This window comes from Lysinibacillus sp. FSL M8-0337 (genome assembly GCF_038593855.1).
Classification (GTDB): Bacteria; Bacillota; Bacilli; order Bacillales_A; family Planococcaceae; genus Lysinibacillus; species Lysinibacillus sphaericus_D.
Map to the genome: position 1 here is coordinate 3427417 of NZ_CP151996.1, position 22699 is coordinate 3450115.

Annotated in this window: 18 protein-coding genes; 4 read left to right on the forward strand and 14 right to left on the reverse strand. The window is 36.8% G+C overall.

The genetic code is table 11. The annotated features are described in order from the left end of the window. The first annotated feature begins 64 nt into the window (after positions 1-64). Positions 65-379, forward strand: a complete 315-nt coding sequence (locus MKY08_RS16550) for a peptidase M4 (RefSeq protein WP_024363748.1) — start codon at positions 65-67, stop codon at positions 377-379. 277 nt (positions 380-656) lie between these two features. Here MKY08_RS16550 and MKY08_RS16555 read toward each other — a convergent pair whose 3' ends face one another. The 8 genes from MKY08_RS16555 to pepV form a co-directional block, all read right to left on the reverse strand. After that, positions 657-1883: an ATP-grasp domain-containing protein gene (locus MKY08_RS16555; RefSeq protein WP_069513831.1), complete on the reverse strand. Its 1227-nt coding sequence runs from the start codon at positions 1881-1883 to the stop codon at positions 657-659. A gap of 99 nt (positions 1884-1982) precedes the next feature. Beyond that, entirely contained in the window at positions 1983-3011 is a 1029-nt protein-coding gene (locus MKY08_RS16560) for a PTS sugar transporter subunit IIC (protein WP_069513833.1), read from the reverse strand. Between the two features lie 313 nt (positions 3012-3324). After that, positions 3325-4188, reverse strand: a complete 864-nt coding sequence (locus tag MKY08_RS16565) for an MBL fold metallo-hydrolase (protein WP_069513835.1) — start codon at positions 4186-4188, stop codon at positions 3325-3327. Between the two features lie 21 nt (positions 4189-4209). Continuing rightward, the gene (gene trmB, locus MKY08_RS16570) at positions 4210-4857 is read right to left on the reverse strand and encodes a tRNA (guanosine(46)-N7)-methyltransferase TrmB (RefSeq protein ID WP_024363744.1); all 648 of its coding nucleotides are present in this window, start codon (positions 4855-4857) and stop codon (positions 4210-4212) included. A 76-nt stretch (positions 4858-4933) separates the two neighbouring features. After that, positions 4934-5887, reverse strand: a complete 954-nt coding sequence (locus MKY08_RS16575) for a diacylglycerol kinase family protein (RefSeq protein ID WP_069513837.1) — start codon at positions 5885-5887, stop codon at positions 4934-4936. A 3-nt stretch (positions 5888-5890) separates the two neighbouring features. After that, a complete protein-coding gene (locus MKY08_RS16580) occupies positions 5891-6898 on the reverse strand; it encodes a nuclease-related domain-containing protein (RefSeq protein WP_069513839.1) in 1008 nt (335 codons plus the stop codon). 207 nt (positions 6899-7105) lie between these two features. Then, positions 7106-7957, reverse strand: coding sequence for a D-amino-acid transaminase (dat, locus tag MKY08_RS16585; protein WP_069513841.1), 852 nt, complete (start codon positions 7955-7957; stop codon positions 7106-7108). Positions 7958-8131: 174 nt separating this feature from the next. Further along, positions 8132-9535, reverse strand: coding sequence for a dipeptidase PepV (gene pepV, locus MKY08_RS16590; protein WP_069513843.1), 1404 nt, complete (start codon positions 9533-9535; stop codon positions 8132-8134). Between the two features lie 357 nt (positions 9536-9892). Between pepV and MKY08_RS16595 the strand changes: the two genes are divergently transcribed. Beyond that, on the forward strand, positions 9893-10114 hold the full coding sequence (locus MKY08_RS16595) for a DeoR family transcriptional regulator (RefSeq protein WP_025220342.1): 222 nt from the start codon (positions 9893-9895) through the stop codon (positions 10112-10114). A 139-nt stretch (positions 10115-10253) separates the two neighbouring features. Next, positions 10254-11417 carry an MFS transporter gene (locus tag MKY08_RS16600; protein ID WP_069513845.1) on the forward strand — a complete coding sequence of 388 codons (1164 nt, stop codon included), beginning with the start codon at positions 10254-10256 and terminating at the stop codon, positions 11415-11417. Between the two features lie 68 nt (positions 11418-11485). On the opposite strand, the gene MKY08_RS16605 is transcribed toward MKY08_RS16600, so the two are convergent. From MKY08_RS16605 to asnB, 4 genes are all read right to left on the reverse strand, one after another. Further along, the gene (locus MKY08_RS16605) at positions 11486-13000 is read right to left on the reverse strand and encodes a GGDEF domain-containing protein (RefSeq protein ID WP_069513847.1); all 1515 of its coding nucleotides are present in this window, start codon (positions 12998-13000) and stop codon (positions 11486-11488) included. A gap of 168 nt (positions 13001-13168) precedes the next feature. Then, the gene (locus MKY08_RS16610) at positions 13169-13882 is read right to left on the reverse strand and encodes a pseudouridine synthase (RefSeq protein WP_069513849.1); all 714 of its coding nucleotides are present in this window, start codon (positions 13880-13882) and stop codon (positions 13169-13171) included. Between the two features lie 8 nt (positions 13883-13890). Then, a complete protein-coding gene (locus MKY08_RS16615; RefSeq protein ID WP_069513851.1) occupies positions 13891-15504 on the reverse strand; it encodes a polysaccharide biosynthesis protein in 1614 nt (537 codons plus the stop codon). Positions 15505-15758: 254 nt separating this feature from the next. Next, on the reverse strand, positions 15759-17606 hold the full coding sequence (gene asnB / locus MKY08_RS16620; RefSeq protein ID WP_069513853.1) for an asparagine synthase (glutamine-hydrolyzing): 1848 nt from the start codon (positions 17604-17606) through the stop codon (positions 15759-15761). Positions 17607-17803: 197 nt separating this feature from the next. Here asnB and MKY08_RS16625 point away from each other — a divergent pair, with 197 nt between their 5' ends. Continuing rightward, positions 17804-19054 (forward strand): NAD(P)/FAD-dependent oxidoreductase, encoded by a 1251-nt coding sequence (locus tag MKY08_RS16625; RefSeq protein WP_069513856.1) that lies wholly within the window; start codon positions 17804-17806, stop codon positions 19052-19054. A gap of 379 nt (positions 19055-19433) precedes the next feature. Here the strand turns inward: MKY08_RS16625 and MKY08_RS16630 are convergent, their stop codons facing one another. Both MKY08_RS16630 and MKY08_RS16635 read right to left on the reverse strand, forming a co-directional pair. Beyond that, on the reverse strand, positions 19434-20126 hold the full coding sequence (locus MKY08_RS16630; protein WP_069513859.1) for an AIM24 family protein: 693 nt from the start codon (positions 20124-20126) through the stop codon (positions 19434-19436). Positions 20127-20480: 354 nt separating this feature from the next. Continuing rightward, positions 20481-21752, reverse strand: a complete 1272-nt coding sequence (locus tag MKY08_RS16635) for an OFA family MFS transporter (RefSeq protein ID WP_024363732.1) — start codon at positions 21750-21752, stop codon at positions 20481-20483. Between the last annotated feature and the right edge of the window lie 947 nt (positions 21753-22699).

Sequence of the window (22699 nt, forward strand, 5' to 3'; positions counted from 1 at the left end):
TGAACGTGCATTCACTCTTTGTGCTATGCTAAAATAGAGCTATAGGAAAAGGAGGAAAAAACCCATGAAATTACGTGATTTTTTAATTGGTGTTGCAACAGGCCTCGCCGCGGCAGTCATTATTAAAGAAGCCAGTGAAAAAGTTTCTCCGTATGTGCCAGCAGGACAAGTACTTGAAAACATAAAAAAGGAATTTAAAAAAGATGCGCCAATAGACGGTTCTTGGATCTTTATGAAAACAGATAATTTCACAAATGGTTTTATGACAATTCCCGTTTATCGTGGTGGTATTTCACGCATGCACGAGGGTGAAATGCAAACATTCGAGTTCGCTGCCGACGCACGCTCTGGCGTTGTCGTAGAATTAATCGAAGTCTAAACATAATCCGTTACTATAGCATGTGGACATTGTGATACGTCCATATGCTATTTTCTTTATAACTACATATATGTAGGGAAAGAATGAACGATGTTGCTCAAGTTATTTTTCATTGTTTCGCGGGTAAATGACTTCACTCCGCGGGTATTCCTCTCTCTTTCGCGGGTAAATCACTTCGCTCCGCGGGTATTTCTCTCTCTTTCGCGGGTAAATCACTTCACTCCGAGAGAAATCAAATAAAAGGAGGTATAAGTGTTATACCTCCTTTTAAGTAATCTTATTCTTCTAAACCTTTATTATTAAAATACTTTTTATATTTTCGGTAATAGTTTAGATTATTTAGCGTAAGCTTTACCCATCGCTTTGGATTCATATCTTTATCGAAGTAAAGTGAATTGGTGTACTTCCCTTCACGAATCAATTTTTGCGCTTCTAGTTTAAGCTTTTCGTTTGATGCGTATTTAAATAGCACACCCTTCGGAATAATCATCCATAAATGTTTATCCTCAACATATGTTAACTGTTGCTCAATATTTAACATATGGTCATCCGCTACATATTTCATTAAATTATGACCACTTGCGGTTACATAATAGCTTGAGCGACCGTTACGTAAATTAATTTCAAATAACTTATACTGTTTATCGCGAATATCATACTTCATATCGAAGTTAGCAAAGCCCGTATAGCCGATATCCTCTAAAAAGTGGCGCACTTGATCCATTAGCGCTTTATCATATGTCGTTACGATTGCTGCATAACTACCAATTCCTTCAGGCGAATGCTCTTCCAAAATTGGATTACCTAGGCACATTAGCTTCACTTTCCCGTCTTTCCCTACATATGCATTTAACACACGCATATACGAATCATCACCAGGGATGAATTCTTGAATAATCATTGTATCTTGGTAAGTAGAGCTATAAATCGCTTTTAAGATAGCCGTCTTTTCCGCTTCATCATGTGCAACGAAGACCTTTTTCTTTCCTGGGAATTTACAAGCCCAATATTCCACTGAATTGGACGCTTTTAAAATAATTGGATAGTCAAATGGTGGTGTAAAGTCTTGATAGTTTTTGGCTGTGACTGTTGTTGTCCCAGGGTACTTAAAGTCGTACTTCTCACACATTTTATAAAAATTTTCTTTCAATAATATTTCATCCATTAATGACTCATCAATATAAGGTACTGTAAAGTGCTCCTGTAGGACCGGTTTGTTTTTAATAATTAGTTTTGCATAATCATCGCCACAAGCAAGTAGCAGTAATTTTTTATCAGCGTATTGTTTTGCAACTTGTGCAAGGGCTGGTGCAAATACGTCCTGTTCATTTAAACGATCGATTTCTTGGAACTCCAATATATGGCTATCCTGTGTTGCTGTTAAATGTGAACGTCCTAATACAAGTGGCTTAATGCCATATGCTTCATAAAATGCTCGGGCCATGCCGTATGCATTCATATCTGATCCTAATAATACTGGTAAAAATGGTTGCTCCGTTGCCATCGTTATTTCAACTCTCTTTTGTGTTTTAGTATAGCTTTTAGTGTATCACATTTTCCAAAATGTTCACGAAAAAAAAGCCCCCATACGGAGACTTTTCCATTATTCATAATGTACTTTGTAATCATTGGATGTAATCCATTTTAATTTCATCGAGAAGATTCGTAGTAAGATGACATTTAATATAATTGGTAAGGCGATAAATAGTGTAATAGCTACAGTGATTGTATAAGGTGTCCATCCGACTAAACTTAAATATTTTAACGGTCCAACAAAACCACCTAAACCGAAACCTGCACTATATGGAGTACCTACGATTTCAAACAGCCCTGCTAATGCCCCTAATATTCCCGCCGTGATAATCATCGGAAAAGCTATTTTTGGTTTCATGAAAAAATTACGCATTTGAATTTTTGCTGAAGCAACATGGGCAATCGCTGTCCCAATATTATTTGCTTTATAACTTGCAATACACATCCCAACGCCAGATGCACAAACACCGAGATTCGCTGCCCCTGCACCGATGCCTGATAACATAATAACTGTCGCAACACCGATTGTAGAGATTGGTGAAATGATTAAGATAGAGAAGATCATGGCAATTAGCGAGCCCATTACAACAGGTTGTAATGTCGTTAAATGCTCAATCATCAGACCAACATAGCCTGAGCCTGTACGCACATACGGTAAAATGGCATTTCCGATTAAACCAGGTACGAACATAGCAAGTGCAGGCATTAAAAGAAGTGTAAAATCTTTCAGCTTATTTCCTAAAAATTGCACAAAAAGTACAGCCAAAGCTGTCGTAATCCCGATATTAATTACCACACCTATACCGGCGATGGTAATGCCTGTATCAGGATCAATTGTGTAGACACCGCTACCGACAAATGCAGCTAGTCCAACACTACATGTTTGAACAGGCGTTAATTTAAAGCAAATACCTGTCATTACACCTATAACAACTGGCAATAGACTCATAGCTAAAACCGATGTATTTAAAATAATTTCTAACTGAGGTACGTAGGGAATAATTAATTTTAATATTTCTCCAACTAATGCGTTTGGAATTAAACAAACGACAATCCCCATACTCATACCGGTTAGTACATTATTAATAAAATTTTTCATTGTATTTCATTTCCCTTCTGACAATATAACTCTCGTTGATGTTATCTCAGTATATTAATATTAGACTAATCGGTCAATATGAAATATTCAGAATATTGTATACTAATATTGGTAAACAGCATATTCCATCCATAGTCAGAAAGTAGTCGTTTACAACTAGCTGAAAACTGCACAAAAAATATCGGTGCCAGGCACATAAACAATTACACCAAGACAACTAAAAAAGACTACAGGCAAGCGTCAAATCTTTCGCTTGCCTGTAGTCTAGTGTCTGAACTTTAGACGTTCACGTATAAAATTACTATGTCTATGATTAAAATGTTATAACCGCTTGTCTGCTGCGTTCTAACTTAGCAACCATTTCCTTACCTGTTTCATTCCATTTAACCATTCGATAATACGCATCATGGTAGAAAATAAAACTGTAGCCGTTTGCTAAAGCTTCTTTCATCATTCGTTCCTTGGCAAATACACTCGTCATCGGATAATCATCATATGCTAACACCCATAATGGATTTTGATGCGCATGAGTTGGCATAATATCGGCCATATGTATCATGACCTCACCATTTTGTGACAACTTAATGATGGCATGTCCATCACTATGACCACCTGTGTGGATCATTTCAATGCCAGGAGCTACCTCTAAAGAGCTTTCGTACGTTTCAACTAAATGCTGTACAGGCTCCCAGTTTTCTTTCCAATACGTGTTTTTCGAGCGAATATTTGGCTCACGCATTTCATCCCACTCAATTTGTGTTACATAGATTTTGGCATTCGGGAATGTAGGAACTAAAACTTCACCTTCCCATTGTGTCAGACCACCCGCATGATCAAAATGTAAATGTGTCATTAAGACTGCATCAATATCAGCAGTTGTTAGACCAAGTTCTTGTAAACTATCAGCTAGCGTCGATTCCTCTGTTACGCCATAGTTTCGCAGTTGCTTTTCATTTAATTTGTTAAAACCGACACCCGTATCAATAAGGTAATTTTTTTCACCATATTGAATTAAAATAGGCTCTGTTGGTAATTCAATTTGATTGTTTTCGTTTACTGGATATTTACGTGACCAAAGTGGTTTTGGTACTACGCCAAACATTGCACCGCCATCAAGGCAAGTGACACCCCCGTTTAGCCATGATAATGTCATATTGTGAAACTTTAACTGATCCATCCTTACTCCCCCTGCTATCTATTATTTTGTAATAAATTGCGATTCTAAGCGATAAATCGGCTGACCTTTAGCAGAAAATTTCTGCTCGTATTCTGTCATAATATTATCTTCTGGCATATTTGCATGTAGGTCGAGTGATACATACTTCAGTAACATACCATATTCAGACATACTAACTAACGAATACTCGAACAGTCCACGGTTGTCCGTTTTAAAATGAACTTCCCCGTTATCCACTAGAATCGACTCATATAATTTCAAAAAACCCTCATGCGTTAAACGACGCTTTGCATGGCGTAATTTTGGCCAAGGATCTGAGAAATTCAAATACACGCGGTCTACATCATTTTTTTCAAAGAATTTATTTAAATCTGCGCCATTTACTTTTAACAAACGTAAATTCGCTGGAGATTTAGCTTCAAGAATGTTTTCTAATGCGCAAACGATGACGCTATCATAAAGCTCAATACCGATATAATTAATATCTGGATTTTGCAGAGCCATTCCGGTTACAAATTGACCCTTCCCAGTACCTACTTCAATGTGTAATGGGTGATTGTTGCCAAAAACCGCTTGCCAATTTCCTTTAAAGTCTTCAGGATTTGGAATAATCACCTCTGGATGATTTGTAATCATTTCCTCTGCCCAAGGCTTATTTCGTAATCTCAATTTTCTTCCTCATTTCTTAATAGTGAAATTATTGATTTTTTATAGTATAACGTAAAAACGTCATATTCGCATGATATTATTGCGAAATGACGTTTTTTGTTTTTTCTAATTTTATACATTTCCATGCTTGTTGTTGGATTGTACAGCGCACAATTGTATCCTGTTTAATTGCACCAATGTAGTTACCATCTGTATGACAATCAACGCTCTTTGCATGTACAACAATCTCAAATTGATTGCTTTGTAAAAAAGTTATTTCTCGGAATTTTGTATGCTTCTCAAAAAAAACAGTAGCGAAAACTAGTAGTAGCTTCCATCTTGCAATATTATGAACAATGGTTAATTCAATTTGGCCGTCCAATGCATTAGACATAGGTGAAATTTTCATTCCTCCACCAAAGTACGGTTGATTGCTCGTTGCTACAAACCATACATTTTGAAATTGCTGTGTTTGATTGTTTGTATAAACCGTTACATCGAAACAAGTAAAACGAAACAGTCCCCTAACTACTGCCGCAGCATAAGATAGTTTTCCTAACCCAATTTTATTAAAATAGTATTTTAGACGTGACTTATTAATATGCTTTGTGACATAGGCATCAAAGCCAAGCCCTGCATTATTGACGAATATTTCATCGTGCATAGTTCCTAGTTGAATCTTTCCTATATCTATCGAACGCTCAAGCATTTCCGTTCTGACGTAAGCTTCAATTTGTGTTGCATTTTGAAATGTTGGAAAATAACGTGCAAAGTCGTTACCAGAGCCTGCACTTATCACACCAATCACAACAAAATCATTATGTACAATGCCACTAACCACCTCATGAACGGTGCCATCTCCACCAACAACAATGATTAACTTTTTTATTTGCCCGTTTTGAGCCCATTCGCTCGCAATTTCTTGCCCATGTCCTTCATATTGTGTCAGAGCCACTTGATAATCAATCGTTAAATGTCGTTGTAGTCTATTCCAAACAATTTTCCCTTTGCCATTCCCTGCACGCTCATTCACAATAAATAATACATGCATCTGTTAGTCCTCAGCTTTTGAAGATGTCTGTTGCCAAATATCACGATTAAACGAAGTCGTTTGGACGTTATTTAAAATTGTTTGTGCAGCGCGGATTTGCATATGCTTCATAGGAGATGATACGTTTCTTAAAGCATGCAACCATTCATTATAATTACGACGATCCACTAATCGAATGTTAAAAGATGAGCCTGGATAATCGAAATAGCCATTGCGTGTTAAAATAACTTTGCGAATCGGCATGTCGACTTGATCTTGCTTAAATAATTGAGTTAACACAGATTCCATTCTACTTAAATTAATCATTGGATTCAGTACTTTAGAATCTTTTGTGCCCACTTTTTTCTCCCAAAAACGTTCACTTCCACCTACATACACTGCTTGATTCTCTGCCTCAAGTACAGTAATACAAATACATTCCGTAGGAGACATTAACACAACATCTAGCTCAATTGGTGCCTTTCTCACTTGCAAAATAGGATAGTAAAAAACTAAATAATTATCTGGTAGTTTTTGTAGCAATGTTCGTAACAAAGAATCACGTAAAAATCGAGGATCGACATAAGATTTTTCTCGCAAAGTGGAACTCGCCCACTTCATTTGGAAATGAAAAAACTGATCTATAAACATTCGCTTCAACTCATGAATAGACTGAGGTGCGTACACTATATTCGGTTCAAATGATAAAGTTGTTTCTTCTTCAGGAATAATATCTTCGTCATTTGTTAATTCGTTTGTAACGTCGATTTGCTCAATATCTTCTTGCACGTCTTCTTTGTGTCGCCCTGCAAAAATCTTTTTAAAGAGTGAGAAGCGCTCTTTTTCTTCCAATGCATCATTGTCTTTTTCATTCGCCGTATGCTGCCACTCGGTAATATCTTCGCCCAATTCCCATTGACGTTTAATTCGATCCCATTGACTTTTCTTTAAACGTACAAATTGAGTTGGATATCTAGCTAAATCAATTTGATAACGTGAAATATAATCTTGTATTTTCACTAATTGTGCCATGTTTTGGTCACTCCAATCTTACTGCCCCATATCAAATTCGCCTCGTTATTAGTCGGTATCACCGTGATATCGACTAAAGGCTATCTTTTTTATTTTACATGACGTTTCAGGAGAATACATGCATATTTTGTTCTATAAAAAAGAGCTACCCTCATCACTCAGCTAATAACCAAGTTTTAGGTAGCTCTTTTTTATCATTTATACATATTAAGCATTAATTGAAATTGGTAATTTTGCCTCAAATGCTTTTTGTAATTTACGAGTCCATTCACCAGGAACACCTGCGCCAATTTGCTGACCATCCACATCAATAACCGGTGTCACTTCAGATGAAACAGAAGACACAATAATTTCATCCATTGCTAATAAATCGCCTTTCGTCATCGGCTCTTCAATCACTGGTAAATTTATTTCAGCTGCACATTTTAATATCACTTGGCGTGTAATACCATTTAAGATGTAGTTATTTGCTGGGTGCGTATAAAGTTTACCATCTTTAATACCATAGACATTAGCAGAAGAACATTCTGTGATAATATCACCACGGTGTAAAATGGCTTCGTAGCAACCTTTTTCAGATGCTTCTTGTTTCGCAAGTACCGCTCCAAGTAAATTTAAAGATTTAATATCGCAACGTAACCAACGAACATCTTCCACCAATGTTGCTTTTACGCCTTTTTCGAAATTTTCAATTGAACGTTCACCAGTTTTAACATTCCCTGTTAGAATTGCTGGTACGCTTGCATCAGGGAAAATGTGGTTACGAGAAGTTGCTCCACGTGTAATTTGGAAGTAAACATGACCTGTTTCTAAATTATTTTTTTCGATTAAATCATGCAATAATTTGTGTAACACATCTTTTGTATAAGGGATAACAAGACGAATTTTTTCGGCACTAGCATAGAAACGATCAATGTGCTCTTGTGCTGTGAACATATGTCCATTATATACTTTGATTACTTCGTAAATACCATCACCAAATTGATAACCACGGTCTTCTGGTGAAACTGTAATAGATCCTTCTTCAACGATTTGATCATTCCATAATGAGTATGCCATGTTTAAAAACATCCTTTTCATTTTTAAGTTATTTTCACATTTTCAAGTACAATGATTCCCACTACACAATGAAGTAAGACCAGATGCAGTAAATCAAAGTAGATTTTTCAGTGAAGTGCTTTGCGTGTGATGCTTTGTATCTCTTTGGCAAGAACATCAAGCTCTTACTTACACTTACTTCCCAGCTAGTTCTGCAATGGCTTCCGCATAAATAGCAGCAGCTTGTACTAATTTATCAACAATTACATATTCATCCGCACGATGCATGACATCTGGATCCCCAGGGAAAAGCATGCCGAATGCCACACCTTTTTTCAAGACGCGTGCATACGTGCCACCGCCAGTTGAAAGCAAAGGTGTTTCGTTATCTCCCGTTTGTCGGCGATAAACACCAGCTAACGTTTGGATTAACGGATCGTCCTCACTAACATAATGAGGTTTTGAGTTTTCTTGAATATCGAGTGAAAATCCTTTGTCTGCAGCTAATCGTTGCGCTTCTGTTATTTTGTCATCAAATGGATACGTTACAGAGTAGCGGAAACTAATAACCATATTGCCACCTTGCGTTGCATCATACGTTACAATACCAGGATTTAATGTTGTTTGTCCGGACATGTCATCTTCATATTGTAATGCTAGTGCGTGACCATAATGATCCTGATGGAATACATCAACGATAAAATCGACAAATTGCTTACTTCCTTCAGTCGTTAACTCTTGTTGTAAAAACGCTGCAAGGTAAACAGCTGCATTGACACCTTTTTCAGGTTCCATTGCATGGGCTGCTTTTCCTTTGATAGTTATTATATAGTGAGAACCCTCCATTAATAAAGAGCCTTCTAGCTGATTTTTACTTAAAAATGTTTGAAAATTCTGTTCGAATGGTGAAGATACGAATTGAACTGTCGCTTTTGCAAAATCAGGTACCATATTTGAACGCTTTCCAGCATTAAATAGTAGTAGCTGTTCTTTCGTTGCATCCCCAATCTGCTTTTGAGACAATACAAGCGCAGCAATGCCTTTTTCGGCATTAATCAGTGGGAAATCCGCATCAGGAGCGAAACCGATTGTTGGCATTTCCTCGTTTTTAAAATAGTGGTCGACACAGCGGAAGCCTGTTTCTTCATCTGTCCCGATAATCATACGCACACGTTTGTTTAATTGAATACCTGCATCTTTTACAAGCTTCATTGCCATCCATGCAGCAACTGTTGGGCCCTTATCGTCAATAGCACCGCGCGCAAATAATTTGCCATCTGCAATCGTGCCGCTAAAAGGTGGATACGTCCAGTTTGATTCATCACCTACAGGGACAACATCTACGTGACATAAAATACCCAGTAACTCTTCACCTTGGCCCATTTCGATATGTCCAGCATAATTATCAACATTTTTTGTTTGTAACCCTTGTGCTTTCCCTTTTGCTAACAACCATTCCAATGCCTTTAACGGTCCTTCACCAAAAGGCACATCCGCAGTTATTGTTTTTTCATCCAGTACACTATTAATTTGCACAAGCTCTTGCAACTCTTGAATTAATTCATCTTGTCTTTCTTTTGCAGCCTGTAACCAATCCATTCTATGTACCTCCTCCATTTTATAATAAGATTATTCTACTCTTTACTAAAAAAAATTCAATCATCTTTCTAACTATCATTTCTTATCTTTCCTTTACACTACCACATATAGCATCTTTTTCACTAATCTCCACAAAATACAGCGCAAACTTTATGAATTAATTGTAAATTTCCACGGCATTCACTAGAAAATCACATCGTTATTCTATATAATAGATTTATCAGAATTATTTGTTCTGAACATAAAATTAGAAAAGGGGATGTCTAAGGCAGCTACTTAATAGCCTCAGTGCACTCCGCACATATTGTCGTCCGCTAGTCTTTGCCAAGTGAATTAAGATGAAGGAGTGGTTCATTTATGAAACCAACTACTGATCGAATGCTTAATCGTATTAAAGATGTGTACATGTTTATTTTAGACAAAGGAACCGTGTCTACACAGGATTTAGTCGAAGAGTTTAGCATCACTCCTCGCACCGTTCAAAGAGATTTGAACGTGTTAGCCTTTAACGATTTGGTGATGAGTCCAAGTCGAGGCAAATGGACAACGACGAGTAAAAAAGTAAAATTGACGTCTTAGTTTTTGCGCACTTTGCGTAAAGCATTTTTGTATGAAAAAGAATGACCTTTCGTCGGGGTCATTCTTTTTTTCTATTTACAAAGCACTTTATTATCCGTTACACTCGAAACATTCTACATGTTGAGAGGAGGATAATTCTATGAAACTATCCAAAATGTTTCATCCACTTGTTTGGATTATTTTAGGTGGAACTATCTTCACACGCGTTGCAAGCTTTATGGCAATGCCTTTTCTAGCTATCTATTTACATAACGAAATTGATGCCTCCCCTTTACAAATAGGGTTGACCATTGGTATCGCGCCACTTATTTCTACAGTAGGTGGGTTTTTCGGTGGCTACTTAACAGATCGTTTTGGTCGAAAAAGTGTTATTTTACTTACGATACTCGTATGGAGTATTGTGTTCTTTGGCTTTGCAACAGCGCATACGATTTGGTTTTTCGTCATTTTAAATGCGTTGAACGGGTTATGTCGCTCCTTCTTTGAACCTTCTACACAAGCTTTAATGATTGACTTTACTCCCGCTGATAAACGAAAGCGTTTGTTTTCATTGCGCTACACAGCCATTAATATCGCCGCAGTCATAGGACCTCTTATTGGTGTATATATCGCGACATTATCCAGTCCTAGCGTGCCGTTTATGTTAACAGGCGCTATGTATATTGTTTATGCAATGTTTTTATTTTTCGTTTTGAATCGTTACAAAATGCAACAGCAAAAGCCGATGATACACACAAAAGTGCTACAAACCTTTACAATTCTTTTAACAAATCGTGTACTGTTAAGCTTTATTTTCGGGGCAATCTTAATAAATATTGGCTACTCCCAATTCGACTCAACACTCCCTCAACTTATTGAGCTCAAAATTGAAGATGGAGCCAAGCTCTATTCCCTACTGATTTCATTAAATGCTGCGGTTGTGCTTTTACTGCAATTACCGATTAGTATTTTTTCAGAGCGCTTCTCATCACCAACAATACTTCTAATCGGTATTTTGTTCTTTGTCATTGGTTTAACATTATTTGGCCTATCTACTAACTACCCGTTGTTTATTTGTGCAATGGTTCTTTTTACAATTGGTGAAATATTTACTTTCCCAACAATGAATGTCATGATTGATGAAATTGCCCCAGAGACACAGAAAGCTACATATTTAGGTGCGGCCCAATTTAAAAATTTAGGCGGTTTTATTGGTCCTATTATAGGTGGCTGGCTGTTAACACACTATATTGATACAATGTTTATCGTCATTGCTGCCCTTGTTTTATGTAGTTCCCTATTTTATCGACCCAAAACACAATAAAGAAGCACGAGTCCAGTAGGCAACCTACTTGTCTCGTGCTTTTACTTATAACCGTTGTAAAACTACGTTTATGAATTGTATTTTTCTTCTGTTGAAGCTACTTCATGATAACTAGAATATTGGTCCTTCCCTGCTTTCTTAGACTGATATAAAGCCTTATCTGCTCGTTCAAATAAACTTAACTCGGTTTCATTTGGTTTTTCACAAATTACACCGCCCATACTCACAGAAATAACCGACCATTTATGATTCTCTACATTTTTTAATCTACGGATTTTCTCCAAAATCGCATTTGCTACTTGTACCATATGTTCATTGTTCGTATCATATAGGACAATTGCAAATTCATCTCCACCAAATCTCACAACGAAACCTTCTGTTCTAACGACGTCTTTTAAAATTTTAGCCGTTTCAATAAGAATCCTATCTCCTTCAGCATGTCCAAATCGATCATTTACTTGCTTAAAATTATCCAAATCTATTAATAATAAACCAGGCGTATTGACTTTTCTTTTTTTCAATAATTTATCCATTTTACTAATGTATGTTGCACGATTATATACATTTGTTAGTGGATCATAGGTTGCAAGATGTATCGTTTTAGAAAATAGCCTATTAATAACGACCAATATAATTAACGCTGTTACTAATGCAATCATTAAAACATACCAAAACTGTTTTGTATTATTGGCAAGTGCATTTAACTCTGTACGATTGCCATATTTGACATAGACTACCCGTTTTGTTGAGGCACCACGCACCGTCTCTGCTTCATACGGTAAAAAACGATAGGTTTCGATATAGCCATCGTCTAATATTTGCTGATATTCAGCTGGCTTCATCGTTTGTAGTGCAGCCTTAAAATGATCCTGAAATTTTTTTGTTTGATTTTTTACAGTTATCCGAGCGGATTCTGTGTCCGAGAAAAAAACACCACCTGCACTAATCGTTCGAACATCTAGCAAATCATTATACTTTTCAACTAAATACGCAGCGGTTTTTCCAAAGTTAAATGTTTGAAAGACAGGGACTTCATCTAATTTCAAACCAAGCTCTAATAAATACTTTTTATCAGGCGTTGCTAAATAACTAAATTTGCGGTACTCACCAGTTGTGGTCGAAATATCTATACCATCTGTATATAATTGCCCACTCTCTCTTCGTTCATCCAATAATGCCGAAAAGCTTTTACAGCAAAGCGAAAAATTTAGACCTAAATCTTTTTGAAATGTAGTATAAATTACCGTATTTGTTTGATCCAATATGTATATATCCATACCATGTTGATTTTTCATTTGTTGTAAGTTCCAAGTGTCTATTTTTGGATTTTGCTTATAATAAGTAGCTAATGCTTTTAACTCTTTTTCCATCTGATCCGAAATGTTTTTATCAAAATAAAAGTGCGCATTATCTACAGTTTGCATATCTGCAAGAATATGATTTTCAATTAATGTTCGATTACTAGCTTCTTGTGTTTCAATATTTGTCACAAGAATTTGTCTATTTACATAAGAAATTACAGCAACAAGTATTAATGCAAAGGCAATTAAAGATATTAATAATTTAATCCGTAGTTTTTTCATTAACATGTCCTCTACTCATCTTCACTATCATTTTTTGAACAAAAAATATTTTCGGTACGTCAAGCCTCTCCCACGTTATTTTATTGATATATCATATTATACAGTTAATGGGACAAACTTGTATAAAAAAAATCCTCGATACTAAAAGTATAGCATCGAGGATTTTCTTTACTCTCTATTTTGTAAGCCTGCTAATTCTTCTGGCGTTAACTCGCGATATTCACCTAATGCTAAGCTTTCATCAAGTTGTAAGCTCCCCATAGAAAGGCGTTTTAAGTAGATAACACGTTTACCTACTGCTTCAAACATCCGTTTTACCTGATGGAATTTACCTTCTTGAATCGTTAATTCAATTTCTGATTGTGGGGCAGATTTCAGAATAACGAGCTTGCCTGGCTTTGTTACGTAGCCATCATCTAGTTCAACACCACGAGCAAATCGTTCTCCATCCTCTTGCGTAACAATGCCCTCTATTATAGCATAGTACACCTTAGGCACATGCTTTTTTGGAGATAGTAAGTTATGGGCTAAAACACCATCATTCGTTAACAGTAACAAGCCCTCTGTATCTTTATCTAAACGACCAACTGGAAATGGTTGAAAATGTTGATGTAGTGGGTCTAGTAAGTCAATTACCGTTTCATCTCGTAAATCTTCTGTTGCAGAAATAACACCTGGCGGCTTATTCATCATGTAATACACGAACTCTGTATATACAACACGTTCACCGAACACTACAACATTTTGTTGTTCTGGATCAACATGCAAGGCCGCATCTTTTACATACGTACCATCAACAGAAACGGCCTTTTGTTTTAGGAGTTGCTTAACTTCCTTTCGTGAGCCATAGCCCATATTGGCTAGTAATTTATCTAAACGCATAGTTCCTCCTATTTAAATCCCAATTTACTTGTAATTCTTGTTATGCGCTCACCAAGTAGTTTTTGTGCTAAACCTAAGCGTAATGACAAATAGCCATAAACAGCAGCACCTACTGCTGCACAAATAACAGAATAGACAAGTGCAGAGAATTTACCATCCACTGGTCCCATCACAAGTTCTAATAGCTTATGAACGATTAAAACACTGACAGCCATTGCAGCTGTTAAAAGTGAGATAAGCATGACACGACGTATAACCATTTCTGATTTATAATTAAGCGTTTTTCGAAGCACTAGCAAATTAATAATAATTGAAACACTATAACCAATCGCTGTTGCCAAAATGGCTCCGTCCGCTTCTAGCCAACGAATAAACGAAATATTAAGGGTTAGCTTTACTAAAATACCTGATAGTAGACTGAAGACAATCCACTTTTGGAAGTCAATACCTTGTAGCAACGCGGCTGTAACTTGGAACAACGCAAATAAAATTGCTACTGGTGCATAATGAGCTAAAATCGTTGCGCCCATCTCGCTTTCAGAGTAAAGCATAAAGTAAATTTCATTTGCTAATAATGAAATACCCACTACTGCTGGTAATGTAATGAAAATTAAAATTTGATACGTTTTATCCATCGCATGGCGTAACGATAAATACTCACCTTGTGTAAAATATTTTGTTATCGTCGGTACTAACGCCATTGAAAAACTTGTTGCTAACATAACAGGAATAATGACAACTTTATGTGTTGTAAAGTTAATCATTGATAAATACTCATCCGTTACTTTGGCTAAACCAATGGAACTCATAGCACCATTAAACGTTACCATATCCACTAATTGAAATAATGGATTAGCCACCCCTACAAACACCATCGGAATGGAATACGTTATCACTTCTTTATAAATATCCGACATTGGTAGCTGGGTCGACGTAACACTTTGACTACGCAATAAATTAAATTCAGGTTGGTATTTTTTCCAGTAGTAATAGAGCACCATTAAGCCGCCAATTGCCCCGATAAAAGCTGCGAATACCGCAAAGGAAACTGCTGTTTGCGCTTTGCCATTAAAAACTACTACTACTAAGAAAGAGCCGCCTAATAACACAACAATTCGGACAATTTGTTCCACTAACTGTGAAACTGCTGTCGGTTCCATTTTGTCATAGCCTTGGAAAAAGCCACGCCACAAACTCATAAATGGAACAACAATAAGCGCAAAGCTTACCCAGCGAATAACAGACGCAATTTGCTCGACTGTAAATTTCTGTTCATCACTTTTAATAACAAGTTCACCAATCGGTGTTGCCAAGATAAAGAGGGCAGCAAAGGACACCATACCCGTTATCAACATTATCACGATACCTGACTTCATCAGCTTGCGTCCTGATTGATAGTCTCCTAAGGCATTGTATTTAGAAACAAATTTCGATACAGCAATTGGTGCACCTGAAATGGCTATTGCGAGCATGATTGAGTAAGGAATATATGCATATTGATACAGCGCGATATTTTCCTGCCCAACAATCGCATAAAAGGGAAAAATATAAATTAATCCAAGCACCTTAGATAAAAACATCCCTAACGTTAATATCGCAGTACCTTTCATTAAATTGGACATCGTATCCATCCATTCATTAGTAAAATCAAGCTTTTATAAGTGATGGAACATCATCACTTTTCAAACATTAAAACGAGTAAACCAACTGTTATCTTAACATATTTACAAGAAAACAGATGCAAAAAACACAGAAAAGTTTTTGAAATCCACAATTCTCCGTTCATTAGAACAAATCGATATGAATTGTCTTGTATATTTCCAAAAAAATAGCGGTTCAAAAAATCTACTAGATTCTTTGAACTGCTACTTCTGTGTTACATATCAACAAAGAATTGTTTATACCATACTAAGAACACATAAGCTGTCCAAATATAGCGACCACGATTAGCTTTGCCTTCATAATGTTCATCTAAATAACCCACTAGTTGCTTCGTATCGAAAAATTCATTGGCAAAGTCCGTTGTAAACATGTCCTTGACCATATTGTAATACTTTTCTTCACGCAGCCAGTGACGAATTGGTACAGGGAAGCCAAGCTTCGGACGCTTTGCCCACTCTTCTGGTAATTCCTGATGTGCCGCTTGACGAAGAACATATTTCGTATCAATATCATTGACACGATATCTTGATGGAATATTTTTTGCTAGCTCCATTACTTCTTTGTCTAAAAATGGTACACGTAATTCGATAGAGTGCGCCATACTCATTTTATCTGCCTTTAATAAAATATCTCCAGGCATCCATAAATTCAAATCTAAATACTGCATTTTTGTAACATCATCATCACCAGGTACTTCATCATAAATACGTTTCGTAATTGTTTGTACAGAAGGACCGTTTTTGTATGCTGGTTTTAAGACGTTTAATGCGTCATCCTCATCCCATACAACCGCTTCACCGATAAAGCGCTCCTCTACGGTTTGACCACCTTTTACAAGGAAATGTGTATATTGGTTTTTCGGAAGCGCCTCTGCAATGCCACGCAATGCTTTACGTAGACCAAATGGCACCTTTTCGTATTTTTGCATTCTGCCAGAGTTTTGGTACCACGAATAGCCTCCAAAAATCTCATCCGCACCTTCACCAGAAAGTACAACTGTTACATCCTTCGCCGCTAGCTCCGATAGGAAGTAAAGCGGTACAGAAGATGGGTTTGACTGTGGCTCATCCATATGCCATTGAATTTTCGGTAAAGCTTCAAAACACTCATCTGCTGTAATATATTTACGCTCGTTTTGAATATTTAATGTATCCGATAAATCCTTTGCTAAGTTTGTCTCATTGAACATATCTTCATAGTCCGAAAAACCAACAGAGAATGATTTATCAGGACGTAGCAATGATGTAATATAACTAGAATCAATACCGCCAGACAGGAAAGAACCAACCTTTACATCACTAATTTGGTGGGCGTCTACTGACTCTTTTACTGTTGAACGAATATCTTCCACATATTTTTCAATCGGCGCTTCTTTCGCATGGAATTTTTTATCCCAATATTGCACAATTTGTTTTTGTCCATTTTTAATGACCATATAGTGCGCTGGTGGTAATTTAAATACACCTTTAAAGAATGTTTCGTCCATTGAAGAATATTGGAACGTTAAATAAGGACGTAATGCATTTTTGTTTAATTCTTTAATGAATGCTGGATGAGGCAAGAAAGATTTAATTTCTGAACCAAAAATAAATGTTCCATCCGTCGTGTTTTCAGTGTAGTACAGTGGCTTAATACCAAAGCCATCACGCGCGATAAATTGTAAATCATTCTTTTTATCCCAAATACAGAATGCGAACATACCGCGAAGCTGTTTGACAAATTCTACACCATACTGCAGATAACCGAAGATTAACACTTCACTATCCGATTTCGTTTTAAATGTATGACCCTTTTCTTGTAGGTCCTTACGCAACTCTTGGAAATTATATATCTCCCCATTGAAAACAAGCACAATGTTGCCATCTGGGCTATAAAGAGGTTGATTTGCCACATCTGATAAGTCAATAATGCTTAAACGACGGAAACCTAACGTTACTTTATCGTCACTATGAATACCACCACTATCTGGTCCACGGTGAATAATTGTATTCATCATATTTTCAATTGTTTGGTGATGATCAATCACATTTGTTCCATTAATATAGCCAATAAATCCGCACATCTATTTTTCACCTCATAATTTAGTGCATAACCTCTATCATCATAGCACGAAAAGCCATTCATTTCATGCTGTCATTATAGATAAAAAATTATAAAGCACTTTATTATAATTTTCAATGTAAAGTAGCCGCCCTCTATATAGACTTCATGTATAATAGGAAAAGTTCCTAATAATGAAAAGAAAGTGAGTTCACATATATGTATGATGTAATCGTTATCGGTGGTGGCCCCTCTGGATTAATGGCCGCCATCGCAGCTGGAGAACGAAAAAAGAAAGTTTTACTTCTCGAAAAAGGGACAAAGCTTGGGAAAAAGCTCGCGATTTCTGGCGGTGGTCGCTGTAACGTAACAAACAGACTACCTGTTGAAGAAATTGTTAAACATATTCCTGGCAACGGTCGTTTTTTATATAGCCCCTTTACTGTTTATAACAATGAGGACATTATTGCCTTTTTCGAAGGGCTAGGTGTCGCATTAAAAGAAGAAGACCATGGTCGTATGTTCCCAATGTCCAACCGTGCGCAAGATGTAGTCGATGCATTGATTCGTCAATTGCAACGACTACATGTTGAAGTACGGTTACATACACCCGTTAACAAGTTATTGATGGATGATGAAAAGATTCTTGGTGTGCGCTTAGAAGATGGGACAGAAGTACGCTGTAAGGCTATTATTGTAGCAGTTGGAGGCAAGGCAGTGCCACAAACAGGTTCAACAGGCGATGGCTACCCTTGGGCCGAACGTGCTGGACATAATGTGACAACACTCTTTCCAACAGAAGTGCCCGTTTTATCAAAAGAGGAGTTTATTCAAACGAGAGAGCTACAAGGATTAGCATTACGAGATGTCGAGGTATCCGTTCTCAATAAAAAAGGTAAGCCACTAATAACACATCAAATGGACATGCTCTTTACGCATTTCGGATTAAGCGGCCCTGCTGTATTACGCTGTAGTCAGTTTGTCGTCAAGGAGTTAATGAAAACGGGTTATGAACCTGTCACAATGCGTATCCAAACGCTTGTAGATTTCAATGAGGAAACATGTCTGCAATATTTAAATAAGCTTATAAAAGAAGAACCGAAAAAAGCAGTGAAAAATGTTTGGAAAGGCGTCGCACCAGAACGCTGGCTGCTATTTTTATGTGACCGTGCAAATATTGATGTTCAAATGACTGGTATTGAATTATCTCAAGAAAAAATTCGCGCGCTAGCACATTTACTAGTGAATTTCACAATGACGGTTAGCGGTACACAATCGCTCGACAAAGCATTCGTTACAGGTGGAGGCGTTTCTGTGAAAGAAATCGAACCAAAAACGATGGCGTCTAAGAAAAAGGCAGGTTTATTTTTCTGCGGAGAAATATTAGATATTCATGGCTACACAGGCGGCTATAATATTACGTCTGCACTTGTGACAGGACGAATTGCAGGAATGAACGCTGACTTGTAATCACTCGATTCCATTTAGCAAGGACTAAGAGACGAAATATAAGCTAAAAAACAGTAGTAAAAAGCACCGCCGTAGCAAACATAACCGTATAACAAAAAAATGTTCGATTGATGGGATTTTTCCTTTATGAAGAGGAATGAAACCTTAGCAGTTCATTCTTTTGCAGTAAATAAAAATGAGAAGTTTACACTAGTTGATGGTAGCGAAGGCGGTGACTCCTGCGGGACAGCACAGAACGTAAGACGCAACAACCTGCACGTTAGCGAGGGTTGCGGCTTACTGTGCTGAGCGGAAAGCACCGCCAAAGCGGACAACAACGAAAAAGTGTTCGATTGATAGCAGTCAATCGAACACTTTTTGCATTTTTGTCCCTACTTTTTTAACTTTCGCTAGACAAATAAACCTCTTCATACGGTTGGATAATGACAAACCCTTCGCCAGAGAAAGCCATTTGAATCGATTCACCACTGCCACGTCCAATAAACGTACGGAAGCTAATATCTGTTTTAAATTCAGGTGTTAAATTGCCTGACCATGCAACTGTAGCATGAGGATCCGTATAAACTGTTTCACCAGGCTTTACCAACAACGTCAACGGCTCGAAATGCGTTGTAATGGCTACTTTACCGCTTCCTTGTAGCGTTACATTAAACAGCCCTCCAGACATAATACCAGCCATTTTACGCATTAATTGAATGTCCCAATTAATACTTGGTTCAAATGCCAGCAAGTCATTACCGTTGACACAAATACTTTCATCCTTCAAATCAAAAATAGTCACCTTTTTCCCTTGATCCGCTAAATAGAGACGCCCTTTTCCTTTTGCTTTCATAAGTTGCGTTCCTTCGCCTGTTAATGCTTTTTTAAACATTTTTGAAAGGCCATGTTCTAAAACACGTTCCCGCTCAAACTTAATGTCGCCTATGTATGAAATCATAGCCCCCATTTTTGACCAGACTTCACCATCTAAATTAACCTCTAATACACGCTCTGTTTCTAACTCGAAATATTCGTTCTCATAATCATCTTGTTGCGTTGTCTTAATGAATTCATTTAATGAATACTTTCCCATAGCGTCCGCCTCCTTTATACCCTTATATACGTTAATTGCCATGAAAAGATTCACCATTCTTTGTCACAGTCAATCACTACAGACATATAGCCCTTCATATACTATTATTTTGATTATTTTTATAGTAAATTGCTGTCACCTATAAATAGAATAACGTTGCAAAATTTCTCTTTTAGTAGCAAAATCACTTTATTTACCATAATCTTATTGACATCAAACATGAGCTGTTATATGTTAGACGAAGATTAATCAAGTGTTGTATAACAATCGCTACAAATAAAAAACCGCATTAGCGTCATATGCGAAATGACACTAATACGGCTATACTTTTCAAGTGCGAATTGAAAGTAAAAATTATCGTGTAGCGGAGACGTCTCCAACCTTTTGCTCTGCTGTTTTTAATGCTGTTTGTTTACGCACATCTGCACGTAGCGTTAATGAAATAATTAATGAAATAGCAATTAAACCTGCAAATACATAGAATACAGGAATGTAACTATCATAAGCATTTTTAATAGCGCTCACTAGAAGTGGACCAAAAACGCCACCTAAAGACCATGTTGTTAGTAAATAACCGTGGATAACACCAAGTTGCTTCGTACCAAATAGGTCACTTGCGAATGCAGGTAGGTTTGAGAAACCGCCACCATAACAACTAACTACTAAGAAAATAAGTGCTTGGAAAATAATAACGTTTGTCGTATGCGGCAATACGATAAATGTAATAAGTTGTGCTGTAAAGAATATTACAAAGACGTTTGAACGACCAATATAATCCGACACAGCAGCCCAAATTAAGCGACCGCCACCATTGAATAACCCCATAACGCCTACCATTGCTGCAGCTCCTGCAACTGATAAACCTACAATTTCCTGTGCCATCGGTGATGCGACAGAAATCATCATAATACCCGCAGTTACATTGACTAAATGCATTGACCATAACATCCAGAAATGTTTTGTTTTCACAGCTTCACGAGCTGACATTACTGCTAAATCTTTTTTCACTACATCCTTGCCTTTTTCTGCTGCCGCTTTCATATTCGCAGGCATAAAACCTGGTTTTGGCGGCGCTATATAAGAAGCCCCTAAAATCATTAACGTGAAGTAACTTGCCCCTAAAATAAAGTAAGTTGTAGAAATTCCAACTGCTTCCATTAAGTTTGCTGCTACCGGTGCAGTAATTAATGCTCCCGATCCAAATCCTAGTACAGCCATACCTGTAGCTAAACCACGACGGTCTGGGAACCATTTTACTAATGTAGAGACAGGTGCGATATAACCAATCCCCATACCTAAACCACTAAGTAAGCCGTAAGTTAACCAGTATAATGTGACAGAATCCATAGAGATTGCAACACCTGCACCAGCTTGTCCTGCTCCAAACAGTACTGCTGCTACCATGGCCGATTTACGTGGACCCATTTTTTCTACTAAACTACCAAATAACGCTGCTGAAAAACCAGCAAGCCCCATCATAATTGTAAAGGCTATCGTAACCTTTGTTTCACTCCATCCCATTTCTGTGACAATCGGCAGCTTGTATACACTGTATGCATAGGCTCCACCAATGGAAAGGTGAATAGCGATTGCAGATAATGCAATTAACCATCTATTTTTATTCATAAATTCTCATTTCTCCCCTCTTTTGCTACCTGTGAAGATTCTATGAACGTCCATGTAAAACAATTTACCACTTATAATTATTCGAATGCAAGATGTTTTTCTAAAAAATATTATTTCTCCAAAAAGTTTTCGACTAGTCAATACATATCAACAACATCAAAATCCTTACAGCCTCTAAGCAAAAAGGCGTTTATCAAACGATATCACCAACATATTTTAGCTATTATTATTTTTCTACCGTACTTATTCACACTAAATAAATTATTTTGAAATAGTTAAATTTGTGCATATTTTCACATATTAAGCCATGTATTCTCCTAGGCTGCCACTAGATACAAAACCTATCGATATAAAGGGTAAGAAAATACAAATAATTGATAGGCAGAAATATTAAGAACAAAAGAGAATTTTAAAAACTTATCGAAGCAAATTTTCTTTGCGCAAAAGAAATCAAGTTATCACAACATATGTAAATCCAACCAGTAAGCATTTAAAATGTAAATTAATTTACACAAACGATATGTATAACGTACTTTACAAGTTTAAATGCCTATTATTTTTTATTATTCAAATATAAATTTTTTGATTTACCGAAAACACTCAACGAATATTAGAACAACAAAACCTTCATAGCACTTCCCACTTTTTATATTTTTTTCTTTAAAAAACGTATAAGTTCATTGTTATAGTACACAATTGAAATGAATACGTTAAAGCGGTAATTGTATTACAACAAGCTATTCTTTTATGTTACTTTATTATAGAATGATAGTCCTAGTTCATTGTTAGAAAAATAGGGTTTGCTAATCTACATAATCCATGCGCTTGCTGATCGAAATCTTATACCACAGAGGTGATGAAATGATAAAGGGCTGCCATTTCAGCATTCCTTTTACATACTTATGAAGAACATATCGTTGCGACTAAAAATGTTTATCTTTTCGTTC

Bases quoted from the DNA above. Each gene is read 5' to 3' on its own strand.
- MKY08_RS16550 (WP_024363748.1), top strand. From the start codon at position 65: ATGAAATTACGTGATTTTTTAATTGGTGTTGCAACAGGCCTCGCCGCG.
- MKY08_RS16555 (WP_069513831.1), bottom strand. From the start codon at position 1,883: ATGGCAACGGAGCAACCATTTTTACCAGTATTATTAGGATCAGATATG.
- MKY08_RS16560 (WP_069513833.1), bottom strand. From the start codon at position 3,011: ATGAAAAATTTTATTAATAATGTACTAACCGGTATGAGTATGGGGATT.
- MKY08_RS16565 (WP_069513835.1), bottom strand. From the start codon at position 4,188: ATGGATCAGTTAAAGTTTCACAATATGACATTATCATGGCTAAACGGG.
- MKY08_RS16575 (WP_069513837.1), bottom strand. From the start codon at position 5,887: ATGCATGTATTATTTATTGTGAATGAGCGTGCAGGGAATGGCAAAGGG.
- MKY08_RS16580 (WP_069513839.1), bottom strand. From the start codon at position 6,898: ATGGCACAATTAGTGAAAATACAAGATTATATTTCACGTTATCAAATT.
- dat (WP_069513841.1), bottom strand. From the start codon at position 7,957: ATGGCATACTCATTATGGAATGATCAAATCGTTGAAGAAGGATCTATT.
- pepV (WP_069513843.1), bottom strand. From the start codon at position 9,535: ATGGATTGGTTACAGGCTGCAAAAGAAAGACAAGATGAATTAATTCAA.
- MKY08_RS16595 (WP_025220342.1), top strand. From the start codon at position 9,893: ATGAAACCAACTACTGATCGAATGCTTAATCGTATTAAAGATGTGTAC.
- MKY08_RS16600 (WP_069513845.1), top strand. From the start codon at position 10,254: ATGAAACTATCCAAAATGTTTCATCCACTTGTTTGGATTATTTTAGGT.
- MKY08_RS16605 (WP_069513847.1), bottom strand. From the start codon at position 13,000: ATGAAAAAACTACGGATTAAATTATTAATATCTTTAATTGCCTTTGCA.
- MKY08_RS16610 (WP_069513849.1), bottom strand. From the start codon at position 13,882: ATGCGTTTAGATAAATTACTAGCCAATATGGGCTATGGCTCACGAAAG.
- MKY08_RS16615 (WP_069513851.1), bottom strand. From the start codon at position 15,504: ATGTCCAATTTAATGAAAGGTACTGCGATATTAACGTTAGGGATGTTT.
- asnB (WP_069513853.1), bottom strand. From the start codon at position 17,606: ATGTGCGGATTTATTGGCTATATTAATGGAACAAATGTGATTGATCAT.
- MKY08_RS16625 (WP_069513856.1), top strand. From the start codon at position 17,804: ATGTATGATGTAATCGTTATCGGTGGTGGCCCCTCTGGATTAATGGCC.
- MKY08_RS16630 (WP_069513859.1), bottom strand. From the start codon at position 20,126: ATGGGAAAGTATTCATTAAATGAATTCATTAAGACAACGCAACAAGAT.
- MKY08_RS16635 (WP_024363732.1), bottom strand. From the start codon at position 21,752: ATGAATAAAAATAGATGGTTAATTGCATTATCTGCAATCGCTATTCAC.